Source organism: Acetobacterium carbinolicum (assembly GCF_047456275.1).
Taxonomy (GTDB): Bacteria; Bacillota; Clostridia; order Eubacteriales; family Eubacteriaceae; genus Acetobacterium; species Acetobacterium carbinolicum.
Map to the genome: position 1 here is coordinate 607550 of NZ_CP173357.1, position 25685 is coordinate 633234.

Sequence of the window (25685 nt, forward strand, 5' to 3'; positions counted from 1 at the left end):
GCGGACTTTTTTTATGTGAGAGAAGACTTATAAATTTGCTTTTAGACAGCCTTACTCATACCGCAGTGCATCAATCGGATCCAGCTTGGCGGCCTTATTGGCCGGATAAAAACCAAAGAAGACGCCGATGGCCATCGAGAAACACAGGGCAATAATCATCGGACCAAAGGGTGGTGTTGACGGGAATTTCATTAGTGTGCTACCCAGTATCCCTAAGCCGGAGCCGAGCCCGACGCCGATCAGTCCGCCAATTAGGCAGATGATAATCGCTTCAATAATAAACTGACTGCGAATGGCTGAATTACGCGCCCCCAAAGCCTTACGGATGCCAATTTCCTTGGTTCGTTCGGTGACCGACACCAACATAATGTTCATGACGCCAATCCCGCCGACTAACAGCGAAATACCCGCAATAACCGAGATCCCCAGAGATAAGGTTCCAAGCATTCCCGTCGCTTCACTGGCCATGGCTTCCAGACTTTCAGCCTGAATGGTGAAATCAGATGACTTTGCCAGGGTTTTGATAAAATAGTCTTTGCTGATTTGAGAAAAGGCTGCGGAGTCGGTCCCGGAGGTTGCCATAATGGTAAAATTGGTGTATCCGGAAACATTGGCCGTTTCGCTGTTTAAAGCCATAGCGGTTGAAATAGGAATAAAACACTCAATGCGAGTTTCGTCACCCATATTAAACAGCGGGTTATCAATCACCAGTTTTTCATAAACGCCAATGACGGTATAGGTCTCATTGGTATTTTGGGTATCAACCTGAATTTCCATCCCTAGGGCATCACCATGAATACCAACCAGACTATTGCGAACGGTTGTATCAATAATGATGACATGGCGGTCGCCTTGCACATCGCGGGGGCTGATAAAGCGCCCCTGAACCAGTTTGACATTATTAACCATGCTATAGTCAGGGCTGACCCCAGTGAGGGTGACATTTCGGTGAATATAGCCTTTGCTAAGCTCACCAGCGCCCAGCGAACTGGAGGTACTGATGGCTTTAACCTCATCAGAATAGGCCGCTTTGAAGTTTTCCAATTCGTCCATGGTCACATAGTCGTCTTCTTGAAAGGTGGAGGCCACCTCATAGTTTTTGGCGGTTACATAAACCATAATATTTTTTCCGCCGATTTTATCCATCGTTTTGGTGACGGAGCCAGTCATCGCCGAACCCAGCGTGGAGATTGCCATAACTGAGGAAATCCCGATGATAATTCCCAGCATTGTTAAAAGAGCTCGCATCTTGTTGGCCCGCAGTCCCTCCAGGGCCAGCCGGATATTTTCAAACAGATTCATAGTAACCCTCCAATTGATATTGATCATTCTTGCGGTTATCGACAATGGAACCATCTCGAAGTCGGATGGTTCGTTCTGTTTCTTCGGCCAATTCGACGTTATGGGTAATTAAAATAATCGTTTTTCCCTGTTCCTGATGGAGCCGGTGAAAAATATCCATAACCAGGCGACCGGTATGAGTGTCCAGGGCTCCGGTCGGTTCATCGGCGAGGATGATGGCCGGATCGTTGGCCATCGCCCGGGCAATGGCCACGCGCTGTTTTTGTCCGCCGGATAATTCATTGGGCCGATGATGGGCTCGACCACTCATTTCCACCAGCTGAAGGAGTTCAGAGGCCCGTCGTGATCGTTCGCTCCGCGGCACTCCACCGTAAAGCATCGGCAGAGCCACGTTTTTTAAAGCCGTCGAACGGGGAATGAGATTAAAGGTCTGGAAAACAAAGCCGATTTTCTTGTTGCGGATTTTTGAAAGCCCATCGTCGCGAACATTTTCCATTGGCAGATGATCCAGATAATAGTGCCCTTTGGTGGGGCGGTCCAAGGCTCCAAGAATATTCATCAAGGTGGATTTACCGGAACCGGAAGCGCCGACAATCGATAAAAACTCACCTTCATAAACATCCAAATCAATACCGTGGAGAATTTCCAGTTCATTGGGGGTACCCAGATAATAAGATTTGACAATCCCCTGCATTTCAATAATTTTATTTCGCATCATTACACCGTCAATTCTTCAGTCACTGTCGTACCGGGCTGCACCGTAGTAACGGCCATACCGGGCTGGACCGTTTGGGGCTGGCTAATAATGGCGAGTCCATCGCTAAGTAGATCACCGGCGATTTCAATTAAAGAATCAGTTTCCAGACCCGTGGTGATGGGAATCGATTCGACTGTGAAAGAGCCTTGTTCGACAGGATTTTCTTTGGCAACATAGACGCAGGATTGACCGGAATCATTCATCACCAGAGCTTCAAAGGGAACACAGAAAACATCGGGACGTTCTTCGCTGATTATGCTTAAGCGGGTAGTCATTCCGATTTTTAATCCGGTGGTATCGGATGGAAGGTCAATTTCAACTTCAAATTCAGCCTTTGTTGCTGTTGAACTGGTGGCGGTTTCGGTTTTAATTGCTGTTGGCGCAATTTTAGTCAGGTTGCCGGGGAAAACGGTATCCCCAGTAGCATCCGATTTTACCAGCACCGGCATATTTTTGTGGATGTGATTTAAATCAGCTTCTTTAATCTTGCCTCGCACTTTAAGGTCGTTGGTGTCCTCAATGGTAAAAAGCTCACCATTGGCGGGGTTCCCTTTAACGGCGTTCATGGCGGTGATGGTTCCACTGGCTGTGGCCTTGACATAGCTGTAACTGTCACCTTCTTTGTTGTAGAGCTGACATAACCAATCATCTTTATCGACCCATTGACCAACAGAAACATAGAGTTTTTCGATTTTATCATTGCTGGTATCGCTGACTTTGACCTTGGTATAGCTTTCAATGACACCAGTGGCGGAAATGGTGTTTTGCAGGGTTGCTTTTGAAAGTGGGGTGGTTTTGACAGCAACCGCCGGGGTGGGTTGGGAATTGCCATAAACATAGGCACCTCCGCCGACCAATAGGGCTACCCCGATCACAACACATAAAATAATTCCTTTTTTCTTCATAACGTCTCCTCTTAACTCATTTTGGTACGAGATTAAAAAATAAATACTTGCGACTTTATTTCGTATTATTGTATTAAGCAATTAATACAATAATACGAAATAAAGTGATTGTCAAGCACTTTATTTAATTTTGTTGATTGTTTCTCCTAATTTTTGATGGCAGCGTATTTACTGATAGGATAGTTTAAGTATAAGCGTTAATTATGAAGATTAGGTTACTCAAATTCTTAAGAATTTTTGACAATAAAAAAGACCCCGAATTGGGGTCATCAATTGTTTTATCGTTACTGATGAATCGGCAGAATCAGTTCAACCTTGAACAGCTGGTTGAGTTGATAGTAGTCGATCCGTCCCTGATGGCGGGTGATTATTTTTCGGCAGGAGTCCAGGCTGGAACCTTCGTTCTCAATGACATTTTTGCCAGCAGCATCGGGATTATTTATGGTTTTATTGCGCAAAATAATGCAGAGTTCGTTTTTATTAAGGATCAGGCCAAAATCGACCGGTTTGTCGGGGTCGGCATACTTAATAATATTGGAAGTCAGATAGTCAAAAATGCGTTGGAGCTGTTCCAGATCAACCCACAGGGAGAAATCCCGTTCGATGCAATTTTCCTCGACAACATCGTATCCGGCTTCTTTTAAAGCCTGGCTGGAAGTGTTCAGAAGTTGATGAATCAGGGGTTTTCCGTTATAGACCTTGAACTGGTAGTAGCCCTTGCCATTATCGGTAAAGGCATGCTCAAAAAGATCGTCAATAAAACGGATGACCTGATACGCCTTTTTAAGAGCAATCTTAAGATAGGCTTCTTTTTTGGAAAAGTCACGTTCATCAGGGTTTTGAATCCGCTCAAGATAGCCGATGATACCAGTTAAGGGGGCATGTATTTCGTTTGAAACAGAGGTGATAATATGATGATTTTCCATCTTAGCAAGCGATTCAGCCTTGTTTTTAGCCTCATATAAATCATGAATCAGATTCACGTTATTGGCAATATCAGTGAGTTCGTTATGGTCCTGAAGTGGAATATAGGATTCAAAATTCTCAGCGGCGATCCGTTCGGATCCTTTTTGCAACGTTTTAAGGTAGCTTAATTTTTTGCGAATTAAATGGGACATGATAATAAAAACCAATAAATTGGGGACAAGTGTAAACAGAATGATAAAAAGCGGATGATAGCCCAAACGGGGTAACAATGCGAGGTTAAAATAAAAGCCCCAAACAAGTGCAACAACTAAAGTCAAACTCAAATATTTTATTAAGACCGAGACCAATTCCTCATCGGGTCGATTCTTACTGTTTTTTATTTTGATCGGGTCGGGTTTATCGTTTTTCAATTGACTATTCCTTTCAGCATGTTTTATTATACAATCATTGTAAACTGGAATGCGATTATAATCAACAAGAGCTTTAAATTAAAGCTGCCTTAAGTAAAATCAGCCTGGCGCTGTTCCGATTGAAGTAATTTGTAGGGGTTTGTCAGAAAATGGTTTAATTCCCGGTGGTTTTGGGATATAATAAAATGATATTATTATGAGGAGAAATTCAAATGAGTTTATACGATGCGTGGAAAAATTACATCGAAGAGAATTGTAGCACCCAGGAAGAACAAAATACCTTTTGGGAAAAATATTGTGCTGAGGAAAAGGTTCTGTATCAGAAGATTCTGGGCGAGAAAATTACAACCATTTCCGGTAAGGTAGAAGACCTGATTAAAGAAAGCAAGATGGTTCCGCCCCAATACATGGGTTTTCTCGATGGCATTAGCGACAGTCTAACGGCCCCTATTGATCTTGAGACCATTGACTTGGATTCAGAAGTCAAGCTGGAGATCGATTTTGCCAAACTTTATAAAAATATGCTGGCAGTTCCGGCAGAATGGCTTTATACTTTGGCGGAATGGGATAACTTTTTCACGGTGGAGCAGCGAGTTGAGCTGGAAAAAGAATACAAGCGATCAAAAACCGTGGTCAATGAGGTAAAGGTTGGTCGAAACGATCCCTGCCCTTGTGGCTCCGGGAAAAAATATAAAAAGTGTTGTGGACTATAAAAAAAAGAGCGAAAGCTCTTTTTTTAGTGGTTGATAACTTCATGAATATAGAAAACAGTAATCATTGAGAGGGCAATGTCCGGCGAAAATTTACTTAAAAAGGTTGACATTCGTTCCGGACTGAGATCACCCCGAATACTCAAAAAGACAAGATAAAAAGTAATGAAATTGTAACGTAGCAAACTGCTGTTGGCAGGGGTAAAAAAGGTTCCGATGATTTTAGGATTATCCAACAGATTGAGGTTTTCATCCAAAAGCCGGTTTAGTTCTTTAAGAATGGCCTGAATGAAAAAATCAATGGAATAGTTTTCCAGTCGTGGGACACCCACGCTTTTGCCGGTGATTTCCAGCATCGCAAGGCTGAGGGGCTGGTTTCTAAACGAGGTTTTCTGCAACAAGTTTTCCAGGGTTCTTAAAACATCGTTTTTCCCGGCGTCAGGTGATAGGCAAAGCAGCGCCAGCATTTTTTGCAACTGTTTCTGGTTTGATAGCGGTTGACCCAAGGTATTGATGAACTTCCTGAAAAAGGTGTTGCTTTTTTTTGTGTTCAGGTAAAAGTATCGGCCGTCGACTAGGCCAAAAACCTTTAAGGCATCCAGATAACCTAATTGGATATTCAGCTCGATTTGCCTGGAATCGAAGTCGAGGACGCCGCCAAGATATTCGGAGTTATTAACAGTAATGATTTTTGCTTGTTTATCCCGTACCCATTTACGCATTCCCGGAGCAGGGAATTCCACCGAAATAATCTGGTTGAAATGCTGTTCCAGCATAAAATTTATCGGGACATTATCAAAAAACCCCCCATCAAGATAGGTTTTACCATCAATTTCCAGCTTCTGAAAAATGGGTAGGGCAGCACTCGCCAGCAAATAGTCAATCAACTGACCGTTGGGAATGTCCTCTATCATTAGCTGACGTGGCTTCAGGCTGGTAATATCAACTGTTACCAGTCCGAACCGGATCGTTGAGCGGCGGATGGTGTCTTCACAGATCATTCGGGTAAGATTGTGTCGGAGCGGCGAAATATCCAAACCGTCTGAAAAAAGAGCGGCTAAAAAACCGGTTCTGAACACATCAAAACTTTCCTTTGACCACTTATCCACATAGGTATTGGTCATTTCTTTATTTAAATCAAGAACCTGGTTAATGGTCAGATTGGACCAGAATTCCATGGCAATTTCATAGTCATCCTGGGCAATCATAGCGGCGTTTAGCGCCCCGACCGAGGTTCCGATCACAGCCCCCAGGGAGTAATCAGATTCTCTGAGCGCCTTCCAGACGCCCATTTCAAAGGCGCCCTTGGCACCGCCACCACTAAGAACCAGGCCATACGGTTGTTGCGACATTTGATGTTCACCTCTTTGTTAATAAGAAATGTGTTGCTAAAGAATCGTTTGATTAGTAGTACATGCCGTCCATCAGACCACCCAGCATTCCCATGCCGCCGACTCCAATGCAGGTAATGCAGGCAAAAACCATCAGTACGGTAAAGGCCATCCCAATGATTGAACAAATCAGACCGGCCATTGCCATACCAGTGGGCAGACCCTGGAGCTTTCGTTCCTTCATGGCAATCATCCCAAAAATAAGACCGACGGCGCCGGTAAACAAACCACTACCGATAAAAGTGATAACACTGACAATTGAGATGATCCCCAGCGTCAGAGCAAGGATTGATTTAGAATCATAGGTTTCTGCAACCACTTCCGGATGACGTTCATCGTAGGGAGTCCGATTACGAACGATAAAGATGAAAATCGGTCCCAGGAAAGGGAAAATAATACTGAGGACCAGATAAAGGACCCGGTGATCCTTGTCATAAATACTGTAAAGCCAGAATTGAGCGGCATAATAGTAGAAGCTCAGTGCCAGTGATAACAAGATGCTCACAAAGGCGCCCAGATAAGGGATGAATCCAAGAACCATCATGACAATACTTAAGGCCAGACCCATTAGCGGAAGAAAGAGTTTGGCATAGGGAATGTGCCAGGTGCCGATAGAAACATCATCATTGATCAATTCACCCATCAGATAACTGCTGGCGAAAGGAATCCAGGCCAACCAGGGGTTATCCAAATTTCGGTTTTTAGCCATGGTATAAAGACCAAGTGAATTAAAAACGTAGCAAATTATGCCAACAACGAGACTGATCGCTAAAATAATACCGAGAACTGACATAATAACGGGCATGATCGCCCAAAAACTGTCAGGATGGGAAGAAATACCGCCCATATAACCATCATAAATATCCATAATAATACCTCCTAATAAGTTCGGATATACTGATTATACCCTAAAGTACGGTAAATATCTAATTTTTCAAGTGTTTTTGATAAAGGGTCTGGGGAATTTTAATGATAAAAAGTAATCCAAATGCAATAACAATCAGGCTGATAAACTGTGAGGTTGAGAGAAAACCGATGATGCCTCTGGGATCGGAGCGGAAAAACTCATTGATGAAACGAAAGATACCGGCAGCGATTAAATAAAAACCGGTTGTAAAACCAGGATTTCTGCTTTTCCACAATACCACCATCAGAACTAAAGTGAGTATAAAAAGAAAGGCCGATTCAGACAACTGGGCCGGAAACAGACCGATTCCGGAGGGTGGATAGGCGCCAACGGGATAATGGACAGCCAAGGGACCATCATAGGGAATACCATAACAGCAGCCATTGAAGAAGCAGCCAATCCGGCCGAAGGCCTGAGCCAGTGCTAGCGATGGCACTGCAATATCAAAAAACTTGATGGCGTCAAGTCGATAGACGCGAGTGTAAAGAAAACCGCCCAGGATTCCGCCGATCAGTCCGCCATAGAAGACGGCACCACCGGTGGCGAGTCGAATCAGGGCGGTCTCCGGGCTGGCGATCAGATTGGGCAAATCGACAATGATATACAGTAGCTTGGCCCCGATGATCCCACCGATGATGCCAAAAAGTCCGAAAAACATGGCATCCATCGTTGAGATATGATATTTTTTAGCAGTTGGAATGGCCAGTAGAAAGCCGCATCCGGTTCCAATTAAAAACAGGACCCCAAAGGTCGGGATGGTATATTGAAAGATATGAATAAGGGGGTACATAAAACTCCTTTCATTGGGAAGGGTGGGATAAAAATAATTAAATTTGATTCTCAGGTAAAAAAAATAGACGATGGCAGTCGTCTATTTTTTTGCTTGAATCAGCCAAACATCGCTGCGGTGCCCAATAGTCCGACACAGGCCACACAGGCGATCAGTACAAGTGCACAGAGGGCGAGGCCAATGATATTAAGGATCAAACCGGCAGTCGCCATGCCGTTTGGGGTAAACCCTTCCAATTCGCCGGCTTTGCGGATCTGGATGGCAAAGATTAAACCGATAATCGCACAGATAATACCAATAATGGTAAAATAACTAAACCAGATACTAACCAAGGATACGATTCCCAATACAAGGGAAGCAGTCGCCTTATTATTATACTGTTCCATGTAAGCCTCCTAAAGTAAAATTATTTCTCTCTTTAGAATACGCTTGTTGGGAAAAAATGTCAAGATTTATGAATCGCTTTTAACTTATCAACCAGATCAAAAGCGACGTGGTTGATCGTTTGGGAACCAGCCACAAGAACCAGATCATTCGGGCATAAGTTAGCGGTCAGATGGTTAACAATATCCTCAAAGGTCGAAATAGTGACCGTTGGGATACTGTATTTTGCTTCAATGGCTTTTTGCAGATCCTCGGAATAAACATCCCAGTCATTGTCTTCCCGGTCGGAATAAATATCGTTGAGAATAACATAGTCGGCTTTGGCAAAAGCGTCCACGAAATCATCAAAGAAAAAGAAGGTTCGGGAATAGGTATGGGGTTGAAAAACAACCCAGAGTTTATGGTGTTCATAATTGAGACAGGCGTCCACAACCACCTTTAACTCGGTGGGATGATGCGCATAGTCTTCATAAACGTTGATGCCGTTGACTTCGCCCCGGAACTCGAAACGACGTTTAGCACCGCTGAATTTTGCCATCGAAGCGATCGATATTGCGACTGGGATGTCAAGGAAGTCACCGCAGATAATAGCTGAAAGGGCGTTCAGAACATTATGCTGACCAGGGATGATAAGTTGATAATGGCCATAGAATTCACCCTTCTTATAGACATCAAAGCTGGGCTTACCAACATTGTCATAGGTAATGTTTTCGGGATACCAGTCATTTTTTTTGTTCAACCCGTAGGTGACTACCGGGCAGGCTAAGTCGGTGACGACATCGAGAACATCCTGGGAGTCGCCGTAGGCAATCATCAGTCCATCGGCCGGCAGGATTTTACCAAAATTAGTAAACGATTCTTTGATCTGCTTTAATCCGCCTTTAAAATAGTCCAGATGATCCTCTTCGATATTGGTAATGATGCCAATCGAGTGGGAAGTTGTCAGAAAACTGTCGACATATTCACAGGCTTCCACGACAAAGAACGCTTTGCCGTCAATCACGGCATTGCCGCCGAACTCATCAAGCTTGCCACCAATACTCAGGCTGGGTCGCAGATCGGCATCCTGGAGCAGGCAGGCAACCATGGAGGAGGTTGTCGTTTTACCATGAGTTCCGGAAACGGCGATGGTTTTATCAAAGATGTGGGAAAAGAGACCCAGGAAACTGGAACGTTCGATTTTAGGAAGATCCAGATCTGTGGCTTTCACCATATCCGGGTTATCGTCATGAATGGCGGCAGAATAAACAACACAATCGGTGTCAGCAGGAATGTTTTTATAGTCATGCCCGATATGGATTTTGACGCCCAGGCACTCCAATTTTTCGGTGTAGGATGAAGCAACCATATCAGAACCTTCAATGGAAAACCCCTGGGATAACGACATCGTAGCCAGGCCACTCATGCTACTGCCACCAATTCCAATGAAGAATAATTTATTAATCGGTCGGTTAAATTTGTTTTCGAGTTGTGCTTTCAAATTAATCAGCTCCTTTAACGGTAATAAAATCTTAATTATTTCTTAATGATTCAACGAAAAGTGTTGGTTGCCAAGTTAAGAATAGCTATGAAATAACCAAATTATTGGTCAAAATTGGGAAAAACACTTTGATCCGAATTATAACACAGGTGTTTCTATGGAGTAAAGATTAAAAAAAACTTGCACTTTTAATAAAATATGAATAATATTATAACTATTGAGAAAAATGTTCGGATTTAAAAAATCCATCATAGGTGTAAAATGAAAAAGAATGAAAGAATCAGCGTCATCACAAAAATATTGTCAGACCATCCCAACCAGGTTTTCAGTTTCAATTATTTTACCGATTTACTGGAAGCGGGTAAATCGAGTGTCTGTGAAGATGTGGCGATTGTAAAAAATGCCATCGAATTAACCGGTACCGGTTATGTCGAAACTTTTTCCGGGGCATCCGGGGGGATGGTCTATCATCCCCGGGTTACCAGAGAAGATGAGTTACTGATCCTCAAAGAAATTGCCGACTTGCTCCAATCCCCGGCCCGAAAAATTCAGGGTGGCTTTGTCTATTACAGTGACATCCTCTCGAATCCCCGCTATTCTAAAAATATAGGCCGGATTATTGCTTCAAAATATGGCGAAATGGGGATTGAATATGTGGTTACCACCGAAACCAAGGGCATTCCTGCAGCGATGGAAACAGCGCATTATTTAAATGTACCAATGGGCCTGATAAGGCGATCCAATCGGGTCACCGAAGGGGCAACCACCAGTGTAAATTATATCTCGGGGTCATCCAATAAGATTAATACCATGTATTTAAGTCGACGTATCGACCTTAAAGACAAAAAAGTACTGATCATTGATGATTTTATGAAGGGTGGCGGAACCGCCAAAGGAATGACCAACCTGATGGAGGAGGTGGGCGCCGAAGTCAAGGGAATCTGTGTTATTTTCGTGACTCGTTCCCCGGCCGAAAAATTGGTCGAACATTTCACCCCGCTAATCTGGATGGATGACGAAAATCTGGAAGCCGGATTGCAGGTTTCGCTCCATTTAGAAGACTGAAAGCGAAAAGCTAAAAACCCCCTCAGAACCCACCGTTAACACTAAAACAGAAGCTTAGATAAAAGAATTTTTTTGTTTTTTCAAACCCTTTTTGAAAATAATAAGAATCGAAAAAAATTAAGGTTTTTGTTTTAATATAGTTGAATTTGTGTTAGTATATATCTAGAATTAGACATGTGACTTTATTTCAAAGGGGAGGCTTACGAGATGGAAATAACGGACGTAAGAGTACGGAAAACGTATCCAGAGGGAAAAATGAGAGCAATTGTCTCAGTTACTTTCGATGATCAATTTGTTGTTCATGATATTAAGGTAATTGAAGGCCAAAGCGGATTTTTTATTGCAATGCCCAGTCGAAAAACGCCGGACGGTGAATTCAAAGATATTGCACATCCCATTAACATGGGTACCCGTCGTGAAATGCAGGAGAGCGTCCTGCGAGCTTACGAGAAGGCCATAGAAGAGGATAACCAAGTAACCAATGAAGAAGAAGCAACAGTTGAACTAGAAGTAGATTACGAAGAAGAATAAAAATTTAAAACGTTTAAAAAAGGGGGAAGTGCTTCCCTTTTTTTGTTGTTAATGATTAGTAGTGGAGATGAAAATGAACGATTCAAAAACCATCATATTGGCAGCCGGCGAAGGAACCCGGATGCGGTCCCAAAAGCCCAAGGTACTCCATCAGGTATGTGGGGAGAATATTCTGGATTACGTGATAGAAGTCAGTAAGACGTCGGGCATTTCGGAGATTGCAGTGATTGTCGGCTTTCAGGCTGAGTTGGTCAAAGAAAGCCTGCCGCCACAGATCACTACCTATTTCCAGAAAGAGCAACTTGGCACCGGTCATGCCGTTTTACAGGCACTCCCCTTTTTTGAAGCGCTTAAGGGAAATCTGGTTGTGTTGGTCGGGGATGCCCCACTGATCCAGGCAGAGACCCTGACCGGCCTGGTTCGGGCTCATGAGTCCGGAGGTTATGCGGTAACGGTCTTAACGGCAGAGTTTGATGAGCCCACCGGCTATGGCCGGATGATTAAAAATAGAAGTAGCGAACTGCTTAAGATTGTCGAAGAGAAGGATGCCAATCTGGTCGAAAAACAGATCAAAGAAATCAATTCCGGGATGTATTGCTTCGACGCTCAGGCCCTTGTCCTGGCACTGGCGCAATTAAAAACAGATAATGTCCAGGGTGAGTATTATCTCACCGATGTCATTGAAATTTTGCGGAAAATGGGAAAAACAGCCGGCACCTTTGTGACCCCGGATCCGGAAGACATTCAGGCGATCAATTCTCGGGTGCAGTTGGCAGAGGCAGAAGCGGTGATGCGAAAACGGATTAACCACAGACTGATGGATGCCGGCGTGACGATCATCGATCCGGCCACGACCTATGTGGGAGCCAGAGCAATCGTTGGTCAGGATACCGTCCTCTATCCCGGCGTTATTTTGGAAGGCGAAACCGAAATTGGCAAAGATTGTGTCATCGGAGCAAATTGCCGGTTAGTTGACGCAAAAATTGGGAATAAGGTTTCTATCCAGAGTTCCACAATATTAGAGAGTCGTGTCGATGATTACACCAACGTCGGACCCTACGCTTATATTCGTCCGGGCAGTCAGATTGGCAAGCATTGCAAGGTTGGTGATTTTGTCGAAGTGAAGAACTCCACCATGGGCGACGGCGCAAAGGCTTCCCATTTGACCTATATCGGCGATGGCGACGTCGGCGAAAATGTCAACCTGGGTTGCGGCACCGTTTTTGTGAATTATGATGGCAAAAATAAATACCGGACGATTGTAGAAAAGAATGCCTTTGTCGGGTGTAACACCAACCTGATTGCTCCGGTAACCGTTAAGGAAGGGGCTTATATTGCCGCCGGCTCGACCATCACGGACGACGTCCCGGAAGACAGTTTGGCGATTGCCAGAGCCAGACAGGTCAATAAGGTCGGCTACTTAAAAAAGTAATACAGGTTAACAAAAAAATAGAAAATAGAGAAGATTAAGAAGAGGTATAAAACGCATGGATGGAAAGTATAGTGGAATTAAGATTATTGCTGGGAACTCAAATATGGCATTGGCACAGGAAATTGCCGAATATTTAGAAGTTCAGCTATGTAACGCTGAGGTGGTCTCCTTTAGTGACGGGGAAATCGGCGTCAACGTTTTTGAATCGGTTCGTGGTGCAGATGTTTTTGTAATCCAGTCCACCGGAACTCCGGTGAATGAAAATTTAATGGAATTACTGATTCTCATCGATTCCATGAAACGGGCTTCAGCAGGGCGAATTAATGCCGTAATCCCTTATTATGGTTATGCCAGACAGGATCGTAAGGCGAAATCCCGGGACCCCATCACAGCAAAACTGGTGGCCAATTTATTAACCACAGCCGGTGCTGACCGGGTCATCACAATGGATCTTCACTCCAACCAGATTCAGGGCTTCTTTGATATTCCTCTGGATCACTTATCAGGCGGTGCCCTGATCACTGAATATTACAAAGAGAAAAAAATGGAAAATATGGTCGTGGTTTCTCCGGATGTGGGTAGCGTCAAGCGATCCAGAAAACTGGCCAGAAACTTAAACTGTCCCTTTGCCATTATTGATAAGGAACGTCCCCGTCCCAATGAAACCGCGGTGATGAATGTTATCGGCGATGTTAAAGGGAAAAACTGTATCATGATCGATGATATGATTGATACCGCCGGAACCATTACCTCCGGGGCCAACGCTCTTCTTGATCTTGGTGCCAATTCGGTCTATGCCGCCTGTAGTCATGGGGTATTTTCCGGGCCGGCCATCCAGCGAATTCAGGATTCTGCGATTGAGGAATTGGTCACACTCAATACCCTGTGTATTCCCAAAGAAAAACAGATTGAAAAAATAAAAATTCTTTCCACTGGAACTCTTTTCGGACGGGCCATTGATTATGTCCATTTTGGTCGATCACTGAGCAAGCTTTTTGTGGGAAGATACGTATAGGATAGCCGATGCATCTGATTGTGGGATTGGGGAACATTGGTAAAGAATACCAGGGAACCCGACATAATATCGGTTTTGAAACTCTTGATTATCTTAGTGATAAAAAGGGTATCACGATCACCAAAAAAGAACAGAGCGGAGTAACCGGTGTTTATCGTGAAGCGGGGCAGAAGATTATGCTGGCCAAGCCGACCACCTATATGAACAATAGTGGTCAGTGTGTGGCCGGGCTGATGAATTTTTATGATATCCCCCTCGAGAACCTATTGGTGATCTATGATGATATCGACCTCGCCACGGGTGACGTGCGGATTCGGCAGCACGGCAGCGCCGGGACTCATAACGGCATGCGCTCGATTATTTCGCATTTGGGGAATCCCGAATTTTCACGAATTCGGATCGGCATTGGTCGACCCCGGCCAGGTTCAGAATTGGTACACTATGTTCTGGGACGTTTTCCCAAAAGTGAATTTCCGGCCATTGAGAATGCCATAATGGAAGCCGCAAAAGGGGTGGATATTTTTGTCAAGGATGGCATTGATTTAGCGATGAACCGGATCAATGTGCGCAAAAAGATAGAAAAAACCGCAGAAAAAAAGACTGAAGAAATTCAGGAGAAACAAGAATAAAAGACAGCGATTAATACGTGAAAAAAGAATGAAAACAGGGGGCCCGGGTTTGAAACCCGGGCTATCCGTGTTTGAATATGAAAGAAGAAATCATGGAATTACTTTATCAAAACCTTTTGAAGGCCGAATCGATCCAAACGATAATGAACAACCTGGCCCCGGGAGAAATAATCAATCTCGCCAATGTCAATAACAGCTTTAAAGAAGTACTTACCGGACTGATCTTAAGGCAACAGCGAAGGCGGATGCTTTTTGTCACAGCAACCGATTATCAGGCCCAGAAAACGGCCGAAAATCTGGCGAAAATTCTAGGAAAGCAAGTGCTTTATTTCCCGGCCGAGCCGATTCATGACTATTTTGCTGATGTACACAGCCAGGAAATCAATCATCAACGGTTGGTTGTGTTTGAAAAACTATTATCAAATCAGCGTTTTGTGGTAGTGATGGGGGCAGAAGCCCTGTTAAAGAAACAAATGCCCAGAGAAAAATTTCAAGGCCTTGGCTTTTCCCTGGCCGTGGAGGACAGTTGGGATCCCATCGTTCTGACTGAACGCCTTTTCTATCTGGGGTATGAACCCGTTTCGCAGGTGGAAGCCAGGGGTCAATTTGCCCACCGGGGCGGAATCATCGATGTTTTTTTAACTACTGGTGAGGAAGCCTATCGGATTGAATTCTTTGGCGATACCATCGAATCCCTGCGTACCTTTGATCCCCAAACCCAGTTATCAACCGATTCGATCGAGCAGGTTAGTATTCTGCCTGGTCGGGAAATTGTTTTAGATGAAGCCGAACGGGCTAAAGCAATCAAACAAATGGTCAAAAATTATGGCAGTGTCCCGGGTTATCAGACGTTGATCGAACGGATTAGCGAAGATCCCGGGGGCCATGATGAGATCCTGTTTTCCTTTATCAAGTCTGAGGGAATGCTACTCGATTATCTGGGAGATGCTTTGATTATTTGGGATGAACCGCCTCGAATCAAAGAATCCCAGGCCGTTTTTGTCAATAAACTACACAGTGATTTTCAGACCCTGGCAGATGAATGGCTCATGTTTCCCGAAGAAAAAAACAAATTCTATTCCTTTTCAAAAATTGAAAAGGCCCTGGAAGCGCAAACCCAGATAAGACTCCATCTTTTTTCATCGCGCGGCAAAAAAGGGCTCACGCTGGATTTGGGGGTCAAGGAAAACGATTCGTTTTTAGGCCAGATCCCTCTATTTATTGAATTTGTTCAAAAACAGCTAAAAAATGATGCCACCATCCATGTGCGGGCCCGGGATGAAGCGGGGTACGAAAAGCTCAAGAGTATTTTAACCGATGCGGATATTCACCGCTTTACCAATGCGGCGCAACCAGGTGTTCAACTGGTCACCGGCGAAATCAGCGGCGGCTTTGAATTGACTGGTGAAAAGCTCATTTGCATCAATCAAAGTGAAATTATTAAAGAATCCACCCGGGGGAAAAAACGCCGGCGCCAAAAAGGACGAAAGATCGATTCCTTTACCCAATTGAACCAGGGCGACTTTGTGGTCCATGATACTCACGGTATCGGGGTCTATCGGGGCATTGAACAATTAAAAATTGATGAGACCATTAAAGATTTGCTGGTCATCGAATATGCCAACGATGCCAAGTTCTATTGTCCGGTGGACCAGATGGATGCCATCCAGGTTTACGTGGGAACCGGGGAGAAAAAGCCCAAAATTAACCAGTTGGGTACCAATGAATGGAGTAAATCCAAATCCCGGGTCAAAGCCGCCGTTGAAGAAATGGCCGATGAACTGATCGCCCTTTATGCTAAACGGCAAAATTTAAAAGGCTATGCCTTTGGTCTCGATTCAAGCTGGCAGCAGGAGTTTGAGGACTCTTTTCCCTATGAGGAAACGAATGACCAGCTTCAGGCTGTGGACGAGATCAAAGAAGATATGGAATCAACCCGACCGATGGATCGGCTGCTCTGTGGTGATGTCGGGTACGGCAAAACCGAGGTCGCTCTACGCGCCGTCTTTAAAGCGGTGATGGAGGGCAAACAGGTGGCTTTTCTGGTACCGACCACCATTTTAGCTCAACAGCATTATCAGACCGCCCTGGACCGGTTTAAAAAATACCCGGTTAGCATTGGTCTGCTTAGTCGGTTCCGGTCAAAAACCGACCAGGATAAAACCTTAAAAGAACTGGCCGCCGGCCAGGTGGATCTGATTATTGGCACCCATCGGCTGTTATCAAAAGATGTTAAGTTCAAGGATCTGGGGCTGCTGGTGGTGGATGAGGAACAACGGTTTGGAGTGGGGCATAAGGAACGGATCAAACAGCTCAAAGAAAATGTCGATGTCTTAACCCTTAGTGCCACCCCGATTCCTCGAACCCTGCATATGTCAATGATCGGGGTTCGGGATATGAGTGTTATCGACGAGCCGCCGGCCGGTCGTCGGCCGGTACTGACTTACGTGATGGAGTACAATGAAGCCATCGTCAAAGATGCCATTTTGCGGGAACTGGCCAGACAGGGACAGGTCTATTTTGTTCACAACCGGATCCATGATATTTTTGAAGTTGCCCGCAAAATCCAGAAGCTGGTTCCCGAAGCCCGGATTGTGGTGGCCCATGGCCGGATGACCGGTCAGGAACTGGAAGACATCATGGTCGATTTTTTAGAACGGGAGTATGATGTGCTGGTGACCACCACCATCATTGAATCCGGACTGGATATTAAAAATGCCAACACCCTGATCATCGATAATGGCGACTATATGGGTCTGTCGCAATTGTATCAGCTCCGCGGCCGGGTGGGACGATCCGATGTCCAGGGTTATACTTATGTGACCCATCGGCCCAAGGTGCTCTCGGAAATTTCGCAAAAGCGTTTAAAAGCCATCAAAGATTTTACAGCCTTTGGTTCGGGCTTTAAAATTGCTCTGCGGGATCTGGAAATCAGGGGTGCCGGAAATATTCTGGGAGCGGCTCAGTCTGGCAATTTGGCCACCATCGGTTATGAACTGTATTGCCGGATTCTGGATCAGGCGATCCATGAGCGGCTGGGCAAAGAATTGGATTTCTCGGCCAGCGAGCTGTTAATTAACCTCAATGTCAGCAGTTATATTCCCGAAAATTATATTGCCGATGAAGAACTCAAATACGATATCTACAAAAAGCTCTCCTATGTGAAGTCGCGGGCGGATTACGACGAGCTGGAGGATGAGCTGTTAGATCGTTTTGGAGAAATTCCCGATGGGGTTTATAATCTGATGGCTCTGGCGATGATTAAGCACTTGGGCAGATCCCTGGGCATGACTGAAATAAGAGAACGCGGCAACAGTGTTTTATTCACCTTTGACAAGTCAAAGGAAATTCCCATTCCCGCTCCGGAACGGATGCAGACGCTGTTTAACACCTACAATATTAAGTTCAATGCTGGAAAAGAGGATCAGATTCGTTGGCGGATCGTTTTAAAACATGAACAGGATCAAGTCTATCTTAAAGCTTTAGGCGAATTTCTATCACAGTTGGTTTCACCAAAGAATTAAGGTAAAGTCCAGTTGTGGTATGTTAAACTAGGCAAGGTTTTAATTTGTATAATAATAAAGAAGAGGAGAACAATAAAAATGAAGAAATCTCGTATGATGGCACTGATGCTGACAGGTGTGATTTGTGTCAGTCTTTTCGCCGGAGGTTGCAGTTTGGTTAAGGTAAATCCGGAACAGGATAAGAAGGTGGAAATCGCAGTCATTGATGGAACCCCTTTGTTAAAAGAAAATTTTAATAATTACATGGCCTATTATAAAATGTATTTTGATGCCAGCGGCATGACCTTTCCCACCGAAACGGAGCTCACCGAGCTGAAAAAGGACATTCTGGATGATCTGGTTCGGGTTGAAACCCTCACCGCCAAAGCGAAAAAAGATGGGGTTACGGTCGATGAAACCGGTATTTCAGACAATGCCACCAGCATGTTGGAATCATTAAAAACAACCTTGGGCGAAGAAAAATACGCATCAATTTTAGAAACATATAATACTGATTCGGCATCATTTGAGGCATTTTTAAATAAATTTCTGCTGAATTACAGCTATGCCAACACCATGGAAACGAACTATAATAATACCTTAAAAGCTGATCCCGGCAAAGAATTAGATACGGTTGTAGGAACCGTTGGTGGAGATGAGGTAAAAAAAGATGTTTATAATTATCGTCTGGCCAATGAGGAGTTATTGACCTATTACCAGACCCAAAAGGCATTGGCTACCGATGATAAAACCATGAAAACGACCAATGAAACCATCTTTAATACCATTGCAGAACAAAAAGCCCTGGCTCAGTATGCAGAAGAAAAGAAATTGACAGCCGATCAGACAAACATCGACAGTTATGTTACTACCCAGGAAGCATTTGTCAATTATCTGTTACCAGGAGACGAGGCTTTGCAACAGTTTTTAGACACCAAGTTCTTAACCATTGCCCAGTTTAAAGCGTTTATGAAACAGGATGCCACCGCATCGGCGATTTCCAAAGCGGTTCAGAGCGATTTAGAAACAGCGGTTAAGGTTACTGATGGCGAGATCAAAAAATATTACGATGAAAATAAAGCGTCCTATGATACCAGCACCGTTTCAGCCAAACATATTTTAGCGACGGAGCAGGCCTTGGCCGATCAGGTTTATGCCGAAGCCAAAAATGCCAAAACAGTGGAAGAATTTGATGCAATTATGACAAAATATCAGGATACCGATGGTATTAAAGAAGCAGCCGACCTCGGTGCTTTCACCAAATCCACGATGGTAACTGAATTTTCAGATGCCGCTTTTGGGATGGATGTGAACACCGTCAGCGAACCGGTCAAAACCGACTATGGTTACCACGTGATCTATCTTTATGATAAAAAAGCCGGTGAAACACCAAGTCTAGACGATAAAAAAGAAGAAATTACGACAACGTTAAAAAGTGAAAAAGTTACCGAAGAGTTTGACAAGCTTAAAGTAAAACTGGTAAATAAACAAAAAATTAAAATTAACGACATCATTACTCCGGCAGCCGCTTATCTGGAAGAGCTGAAAACCGAATTGAACGTTAAAGTTTACCAAAATAAAATCTAACGGCAAGTTAATCTAAATACAATTTAAAGATAAGACAAAAAGCACTGAGTTTCAGTGCTTTTTGGTTGTATATGGATAATTGATGAGATATAATAAAAAACAATCTGCAAAGAAGCATTAGTCATTTGCAACAACATACAAAAGAGGTTTATCTATGACAAAGCGATCATCAAATTACTTAAAAGGTGCCAGTATTCTGGTCGCAGCCGGGATTTTATCGCGGTTGTTGGGCCTCTTTTTTAAGATTCCCCTATACCAGATGGTGGGCAGTTATGGGAATGGGATCTATGGGAATGTCACCAGCATCTACAATTTATTGCTGATGGTTTCCACGGTCGGCTTTCCGGTGGCGATCTCAAAAATGGTGTCCGAGAGTATCGCTAAAAATGAATATGCAACTGCCCATCGGGTCTTCAAACTATCAATTTTAATCTTGGGGATATTGGGAACCTTGTCCAGTCTGTTTTTATTTTTTGGCGCCGAATGGATTATTGAAACAGCCAGCTGGACGGCAGAAAGCTATCCGGCGCTGGTGGCCATTGCTCTGGCACCCTTGTTTATTTCCTTTGTAGCAGCCTTTCGGGGCTTTTTTCAGGGTTTTCAGATCATGACCCCGACAGCGGTTTCACAGATTCTGGAACAGTTTGTCCGGGTTTTTCTGGGCGTTTTTCTATGTTGGGTTTTTGTCGGTCAGTTTGGTATTGGTCTGGGGGTTGGTGGGGCGGTTTTTGGTGCCACGATCGGCGGTCTGGTGGCGGCTATTTTACTGGCCTATCTCTACCGTAGCTTCGTGACCCAAAATAAACGGCTGCTAAAAACGAGAACCCGAAAACGGCAGCGTTCCAACCGGGCACTGCTGAAACGACTGGTCATTATCTCAATTCCGGTTACCTTGACATCGGCTTTAGTAGCGATGTTTTCCACTGTAGACTCGTTTATTTACGTGTCGCGGCTGGGAGTGGCTGGTATTGATGAAATAACCGCCACGATGATGTTTGGCGACTTTACCAATGCCGAGCAACTCATTAATCTGCCTTTGCTCATCAGTGGTAATCTGGCGGTGGCGATGATCCCGGCGATTTCCGAGTCCTTTGCGATGCATGACCGGAAAGCCATGAATCAAAAGATCTTACTGGCAATACGGGTTATTTTGCTGGTGGCGTTTCCTTCCTGTATTGGCTTGTCGGTGTTATCCTATGGCATCTTTGATCTGCTCTTTCCAGGATCGCCTTATGGCGGATTTATTTTATGCACCTTTGCCTATGCGACGATTTTTATGATGCTATCCAACACCTTTCAGAGTATCCTCCAATCAATCGACCGGTTTCGCATCCCGCTTATTAATCTGGGTGTAGCGATTATTATCCGCTTTATCACCGGTTGGATATTTCTGTCGATTCCTCTTTTCAATATTCAGGGGATTGTCATTAGTAGTGTGATTACCTTTATTTATCTGACTGCGGCCAATTACGCGTCGGTTAAGCGTTACACCCACATTAAGGTTGATTTTATCCACACGGCCCTGAAACCGCTGGTGGCGGCTATCGTGATGGGGATTGCGGTATTCTTTACCTACAAGGGGATCGCTTCTTTGTTGGGGGGATTTATGGGCCTTATGATTGCAGTATTCATCGGTATCTTCGTTTACTCTTTTGTGCTGATCTTAATCAAGGGGATAACGGAAGATGAAATAAAAGTACTGCCGGGAAGCCGAACCTTATTACGTTTTTTTCGCCGGCTAGAGCGACTGGTTCCGGGCCGCAAAAAACATCGGATCAGGCACCCGTAATCGATTCAGAAAGGAAATAAAAGCATGCACCAAATAGATATTGTTGGTTTGGGCCCGGGCAGTCCGGGCCAGATTACATTAGAAACACTACAATTATTAAAAGACGCCAGTCCCAATTTTTTTCGCACGGCGATTCATCCAGTAATGGATTTTATTGACAAAGAAGCCATCAGTTATCAGAGTTTTGACTGCTATTATGAGCAGGAAGGCTCCTTTTTAGGGGTTTATGATAAAATTGTAAAGACGCTGATCGATACGGCAAAAAAAACCGAAAGGTTGGTTTATGCCGTTCCTGGAAACCCACTTTTTGGCGAAAAAACGGTTGAAAAACTAATCGTTGCGGCCAAAGAAGAAGGCATCGACTATCGGATTTATCCCGGTGTCAGCTTTGTTGATGTGGCCCTGAACAGTCTGGAAAAGGATCCCATTGAGGGGCTAAAACTTATCGACGCCTTTGATTGCGTCAAGAATCCGCCAGATCCCCGGATTGGGACCTTGGTGACTCAGGTCTATAACCAGCACATGGCTTCAGAGCTTAAGCTGCAATTAATGGAGATTTATGATCCCGAAAAAAGGGTAGTCCTGCTGATCAATGCCGGGATTCCCGGCCAGGAAAAAATAATCGATATCTGTCTCTATGAGCTGGATCGGGTAGCTGCCATCAATCACCTGACCAGTCTGTATATTCCCGCCGAAAACAAAGCTTATCAGGGGTTTTTGGGCACCATTGAGATGATGAAGACGCTAAAGGGCGAAGGTGGCTGTTCCTGGGATCAGAGTCAGACCCATGAAAGCCTGAGAAGTTATCTGCTGGAAGAGAGTTATGAGGTTTTAGAAGCCATCGATAATCAGGATTGGGATAACCTGGCTGAAGAATTGGGGGATGTCTTATTTCAGATTATCTTTCACGCTGAAATAGCCAGTGAGGCTGGCCGCTTTAATATCAACCAGGTGATTAGCGGGATCAATCAAAAAATGATCCGCCGTCATCCCCATGTTTTTAGTGATAAGGCCAGCAGCTTTAATCCGGATCAGATTGAAACCAACTGGGACGCGATCAAACGGCAAGAAAAGGGTGAGACGGGTGAAAGCCTTGGACTGGCAGCGGAAATGAAAAAAATACCCAAAGCACTGCCGGCGTTAATGGAAGCTTATAAAGTTCAAAAAAAGGCTGCTAAAGTTGGCTTTGACTGGAAGGAACCCGTTGCGGCCCTTAAAAAAATCGACGAGGAAAGCCTGGAATTAAGAGCGGCACTTGAAGAAAATGATGCCCAAAAGATTGCAGAAGAGTTGGGCGACCTGCTTTTTTCAGTGGTCAATGTGTCCCGACTACTCAACCTTCAGCCGGAAATGGTGTTAAGGAAGGCGACAGAAAAATTCATCGGTCGGTTTGAAAAAATGGAGAAAGTTGCCAGTCAAGAGAAAAAATCCTTAAGTAACTATACTTTTGAGCAGTTAGATGAGGCCTGGAACCGGTCGAAAGGGCTTTAACAGCGGAAAAAACGGAAAAAAGCAAAAAAAACTTGTAATTTGCAGGCGAACACGCGTATAATATTAAAATAGAATACTGGAAACTATCAGATGGAGGAAAAAATGAACAAATCAGAATTAATTGCCCAAATGGCAGAAAAATCGGATTTATCAAAAAAAGATTCAGAAAAAGCATTAGGTGCTTTTTTAGACACTGTGGTAGATGCCTTGAAAAATGGAGACAAGGTATCATTGGTAGGTTTTGGAACCTTTGAGGTTAGAGAACGTGCAGCACGTACAGGTCTTAACCCACGAACAAAAGAGCCCATCGAAATAGCGGCCTCTAAAGCCCCTGGCTTTAAAGCAGGCAAAGGCTTTAAGGATGAAGTAAATAAGTAAGAAAAGTTACAACAGAAGCCGGGGCAATGCTCTGGCTTTTTGTTTTATTTAGGGTTTTGTTTTAAGCTTTTTGATTTAAAATTAATGAGGAAACTATGAGAATTGATAAATTTTTAAAAAATGCCAGAATTATCAAACGTCGAACAGTGGGAAAAGACGCCTGTGATGGGGGTCGTATTTCCATTAATGACAAGCTCGCTAAAGCCGGTGATCAGGTGAAGCCTGGGGACATTATTACCATCCGTTATGGTGATGGAGAACAAAAGGTGGAGGTTCTTGAATGCCTGGAACATGCTCCTAAAGATAAAGCAGGAGAGATGTATCGGGAATTATAAATTGCTCCACCGGAAATGAAGAAAAAAATGAATGAAAAAACGAAAAGTTTGATCAGACGTCGAATGATTATTGCCTTGGCAATCATTGTGGCGATCGTATTTACCGCCTACATCTATCTGGCCAATGCCATAAAAATCTACGAACTGGATCAGCAGAAGATTAACATTGCTCAAGAAATTGAAAACGAAAAAATTAGAAGCAATCAATTAGATGAACAGGTTAAACAAATGGGCAGCAAGAATTATGTGGAAAATTTTGCGCGTAAATATCTTGGTTTGTATTATCCAGATGAAACCATAGTGATTTTGGAAAGCCAGGAAAATGCTGCAGAAAGTGATGGAAAAACAGTTGAACAATAAATGTGAAAGTACTTTAGATGATGCAGAACTTGATCAGATGGTAACAAAAGAAAAAAAACGGCATCTGGCCGTGATTGATATTGGGACCAATTCGACCCGGATGCTAATCTTTCGAAATGACCATGGGAAATTGGTTCGCGTTAATAAATCCGTTCGTTATACCAGGATGGGCCAGGGTGTCAATCAAACCGGGCGGCTTCATCCCGATGCGGAAAAAAGAAACTTAGAAGCGCTGGAAGAGTATAAAAACATTGCCGCTGATTATGACGTCGAAGAATTTTATTTGTTTGGCACCAGCGCCATGCGGGATGCTGAAAATACTGTTGCTTATCTTGATGCGGTTAAAGAAAAGTTGGGCTTTAACATTGAGGTTATTTCGGGAGAAGCGGAAGCAGAACTTGGTTTTGTCGGGGTGTCACAGTGCTTTGAAGAAAAAATTCTGATCTTTGACATTGGCGGTGGCAGTACCGAATTGATCTATGGGGAAGACAATGAAATAAAAAGAATGATGAGCATTAATCTGGGGTGTGTCCGCTGTACCGAAGAATATCTTTTCTCTGATCCGCCAACGTTCCAGGAACTGGAACGGATGAATGAGCGAATTTATGCTGAGTTTGAAAAAAGAACAAAAGATTTTTTGCCAACCAAGCCTTATAAACTTATTGGCATTGGCGGAACCGCGACCAGTCTTTCGACGATCAAGCAGGAATTAAAGACCTACTGCAGCGAGATGGTTCATGAGAGCACCATTACCAAAGACGAGCTGGAACGCCTGATTGAGCGTTTGGCTGGTAAAACCATCAAAGAACGGCAAAATATGGTAGGTCTGGAAGCGAAACGGGCCGACATAATTCTGGCCGGGGCCTTTTTACTGTTAAATATTTTTAAAATTACCGGTGAAACTATTTTTACCGTCTGTGATTATGACAACCTCGAAGGCGCAGCCTATCGCCGTTTTATTATGGAAAATAAATAAAAACATTCTTTTTTAAAAAAGCTTGACATTAGGTTTGAATGGGCGTATAATAACACTTGTCCCTTGAGCAAGGGGACGGACGAAAAAGTGCCGGGGTGGCGGAACTGGCAGACGCACAGGACTTAAAATCCTGCGGTCCTTTCGACCGTACCGGTTCGATTCCGGTCCTCGGCACCACTTTTTAAAATGATTGCATTTTAAAATCGCCACTTTTACTTGCTCAATTAATTACATCGCGGGATGGAGCAGCTTGGTAGCTCGTCGGGCTCATAACCCGGAGGTCGTAGGTTCAAATCCTGCTCCCGCAACCAAATTTAAAAATTCTTTTTCATGGCGGCGTAGCTCAGTTGGCTAGAGCATACGGTTCATACCCGTAGTGTCAGCGGTTCGACTCCGTTCGCCGCTACCATAAAAATTTGTACTTATCTATGGCCCCTTGGTCAAGCGGTTAAGACACCGCCCTTTCACGGCGGTAACAGGGGTTCAAGTCCCCTAGGGGTCACCACTTAATTTGTATCAATCATAAACCAGTTTTTTGTGGTCGCATAGCTCAGCTGGGAGAGCACCTGCCTTACAAGCAGGGGGTCACAGGTTCGAGCCCTGTTGCGACCACCATTTTTTTTACTTAAAA

23 protein-coding genes and 5 tRNA genes are annotated in these 25685 nt (G+C 44.1%); 19 read left to right on the forward strand and 9 right to left on the reverse strand.

Annotated elements, in window-relative coordinates; all coding sequences use genetic code 11:
• Positions 1-51 precede the first annotated feature (51 nt).
• The 4 genes from ACIZ62_RS02745 to ACIZ62_RS02760 all read right to left on the reverse strand — a co-directional run bounded on the left by ACIZ62_RS02745 (position 52) and on the right by ACIZ62_RS02760 (position 4301).
• The gene (locus tag ACIZ62_RS02745) at positions 52-1302 is read right to left on the reverse strand and encodes an ABC transporter permease (RefSeq protein WP_162624490.1); all 1251 of its coding nucleotides are present in this window, start codon (positions 1300-1302) and stop codon (positions 52-54) included.
• Positions 1289-2020 (reverse strand): ABC transporter ATP-binding protein, encoded by a 732-nt coding sequence (locus ACIZ62_RS02750; RefSeq protein ID WP_111888055.1) that lies wholly within the window; start codon positions 2018-2020, stop codon positions 1289-1291. Before ACIZ62_RS02750 ends, ACIZ62_RS02745 begins: the two co-directional genes overlap by 14 nt.
• Complete coding sequence (locus ACIZ62_RS02755) at positions 2020-2964, reverse strand: efflux RND transporter periplasmic adaptor subunit (RefSeq protein WP_111888054.1); 945 nt, start codon at positions 2962-2964, stop codon at positions 2020-2022. Before ACIZ62_RS02755 ends, ACIZ62_RS02750 begins: the two co-directional genes overlap by 1 nt.
• A 284-nt stretch (positions 2965-3248) precedes the next feature.
• Positions 3249-4301: a sensor histidine kinase gene (locus tag ACIZ62_RS02760; RefSeq protein ID WP_111888053.1), complete on the reverse strand. Its 1053-nt coding sequence runs from the start codon at positions 4299-4301 to the stop codon at positions 3249-3251.
• A gap of 212 nt (positions 4302-4513) precedes the next feature.
• Here ACIZ62_RS02760 and ACIZ62_RS02765 point away from each other — a divergent pair, with 212 nt between their 5' ends.
• Positions 4514-5014: an SEC-C metal-binding domain-containing protein gene (locus ACIZ62_RS02765; protein WP_111888052.1), complete on the forward strand. Its 501-nt coding sequence runs from the start codon at positions 4514-4516 to the stop codon at positions 5012-5014.
• Between the two features lie 23 nt (positions 5015-5037).
• On the opposite strand, the gene ACIZ62_RS02770 is transcribed toward ACIZ62_RS02765, so the two are convergent.
• From ACIZ62_RS02770 to murC, 5 genes are all read right to left on the reverse strand, one after another.
• Positions 5038-6363 carry a patatin-like phospholipase family protein gene (locus ACIZ62_RS02770; protein ID WP_111888051.1) on the reverse strand — a complete coding sequence of 442 codons (1326 nt, stop codon included), beginning with the start codon at positions 6361-6363 and terminating at the stop codon, positions 5038-5040.
• A 52-nt stretch (positions 6364-6415) separates the two neighbouring features.
• Entirely contained in the window at positions 6416-7270 is an 855-nt protein-coding gene (locus tag ACIZ62_RS02775; RefSeq protein ID WP_242988462.1) for a DUF4190 domain-containing protein, read from the reverse strand.
• Positions 7271-7328: 58 nt separating this feature from the next.
• Positions 7329-8099: a prolipoprotein diacylglyceryl transferase gene (locus tag ACIZ62_RS02780; RefSeq protein ID WP_111888050.1), complete on the reverse strand. Its 771-nt coding sequence runs from the start codon at positions 8097-8099 to the stop codon at positions 7329-7331.
• A gap of 98 nt (positions 8100-8197) precedes the next feature.
• Positions 8198-8485 (reverse strand): hypothetical protein, encoded by a 288-nt coding sequence (locus ACIZ62_RS02785; RefSeq protein ID WP_111888049.1) that lies wholly within the window; start codon positions 8483-8485, stop codon positions 8198-8200.
• Positions 8486-8544: 59 nt separating this feature from the next.
• Positions 8545-9963 (reverse strand): UDP-N-acetylmuramate--L-alanine ligase, encoded by a 1419-nt coding sequence (gene murC / locus ACIZ62_RS02790; RefSeq protein ID WP_111888048.1) that lies wholly within the window; start codon positions 9961-9963, stop codon positions 8545-8547.
• Positions 9964-10224: 261 nt separating this feature from the next.
• Here murC and purR point away from each other — a divergent pair, with 261 nt between their 5' ends.
• The 18 genes from purR (at position 10225) to ACIZ62_RS02880 (ending at position 25669) form a co-directional block, all read left to right on the forward strand.
• A complete protein-coding gene (gene purR, locus ACIZ62_RS02795) occupies positions 10225-11028 on the forward strand; it encodes a pur operon repressor (RefSeq protein ID WP_111888047.1) in 804 nt (267 codons plus the stop codon).
• A 207-nt stretch (positions 11029-11235) separates the two neighbouring features.
• Positions 11236-11559 (forward strand): septation regulator SpoVG, encoded by a 324-nt coding sequence (gene spoVG / locus ACIZ62_RS02800; RefSeq protein WP_111888046.1) that lies wholly within the window; start codon positions 11236-11238, stop codon positions 11557-11559.
• A 73-nt stretch (positions 11560-11632) separates the two neighbouring features.
• Positions 11633-12991 (forward strand): bifunctional UDP-N-acetylglucosamine diphosphorylase/glucosamine-1-phosphate N-acetyltransferase GlmU, encoded by a 1359-nt coding sequence (glmU, locus tag ACIZ62_RS02805; protein ID WP_414151183.1) that lies wholly within the window; start codon positions 11633-11635, stop codon positions 12989-12991.
• Positions 12992-13046: 55 nt separating this feature from the next.
• A complete protein-coding gene (locus ACIZ62_RS02810) occupies positions 13047-14006 on the forward strand; it encodes a ribose-phosphate diphosphokinase (RefSeq protein ID WP_414151184.1) in 960 nt (319 codons plus the stop codon).
• An 8-nt stretch (positions 14007-14014) separates the two neighbouring features.
• The gene (pth, locus tag ACIZ62_RS02815) at positions 14015-14635 is read left to right on the forward strand and encodes an aminoacyl-tRNA hydrolase (RefSeq protein WP_111888043.1); all 621 of its coding nucleotides are present in this window, start codon (positions 14015-14017) and stop codon (positions 14633-14635) included.
• A gap of 92 nt (positions 14636-14727) precedes the next feature.
• Positions 14728-18159: a transcription-repair coupling factor gene (gene mfd, locus ACIZ62_RS02820; RefSeq protein WP_322519480.1), complete on the forward strand. Its 3432-nt coding sequence runs from the start codon at positions 14728-14730 to the stop codon at positions 18157-18159.
• A 78-nt stretch (positions 18160-18237) separates the two neighbouring features.
• Positions 18238-19725 carry a peptidyl-prolyl cis-trans isomerase gene (locus ACIZ62_RS02825; protein ID WP_111888042.1) on the forward strand — a complete coding sequence of 496 codons (1488 nt, stop codon included), beginning with the start codon at positions 18238-18240 and terminating at the stop codon, positions 19723-19725.
• A 154-nt stretch (positions 19726-19879) separates the two neighbouring features.
• Positions 19880-21514, forward strand: coding sequence for a polysaccharide biosynthesis protein (locus ACIZ62_RS02830; protein ID WP_111888041.1), 1635 nt, complete (start codon positions 19880-19882; stop codon positions 21512-21514).
• A 24-nt stretch (positions 21515-21538) separates the two neighbouring features.
• Positions 21539-23005, forward strand: a complete 1467-nt coding sequence (gene mazG, locus ACIZ62_RS02835; RefSeq protein ID WP_414151185.1) for a nucleoside triphosphate pyrophosphohydrolase — start codon at positions 21539-21541, stop codon at positions 23003-23005.
• 90 nt (positions 23006-23095) lie between these two features.
• Positions 23096-23383, forward strand: a complete 288-nt coding sequence (locus ACIZ62_RS02840; RefSeq protein WP_305781823.1) for an HU family DNA-binding protein — start codon at positions 23096-23098, stop codon at positions 23381-23383.
• A 95-nt stretch (positions 23384-23478) separates the two neighbouring features.
• Complete coding sequence (locus ACIZ62_RS02845; protein WP_111888038.1) at positions 23479-23718, forward strand: RNA-binding S4 domain-containing protein; 240 nt, start codon at positions 23479-23481, stop codon at positions 23716-23718.
• A gap of 27 nt (positions 23719-23745) precedes the next feature.
• A complete protein-coding gene (locus ACIZ62_RS02850) occupies positions 23746-24078 on the forward strand; it encodes a septum formation initiator family protein (RefSeq protein ID WP_162624489.1) in 333 nt (110 codons plus the stop codon).
• Complete coding sequence (locus tag ACIZ62_RS02855) at positions 24056-25054, forward strand: Ppx/GppA family phosphatase (RefSeq protein ID WP_414151186.1); 999 nt, start codon at positions 24056-24058, stop codon at positions 25052-25054. The genes ACIZ62_RS02850 and ACIZ62_RS02855 overlap by 23 nt, the downstream gene beginning before the upstream one ends.
• 89 nt (positions 25055-25143) lie before the next feature.
• Positions 25144-25231: transfer RNA gene (locus ACIZ62_RS02860), tRNA-Leu, on the forward strand.
• Between the two features lie 57 nt (positions 25232-25288).
• Positions 25289-25365, forward strand: a tRNA-Met gene (locus ACIZ62_RS02865).
• Positions 25366-25386: 21 nt separating this feature from the next.
• A tRNA-Met gene (locus tag ACIZ62_RS02870) sits at positions 25387-25463 on the forward strand.
• A 21-nt stretch (positions 25464-25484) separates the two neighbouring features.
• Positions 25485-25559: transfer RNA gene (locus ACIZ62_RS02875), tRNA-Glu, on the forward strand.
• A gap of 34 nt (positions 25560-25593) precedes the next feature.
• Positions 25594-25669 (forward strand) — tRNA-Val (locus tag ACIZ62_RS02880).
• The last annotated feature ends 16 nt before the right edge of the window (positions 25670-25685 follow it).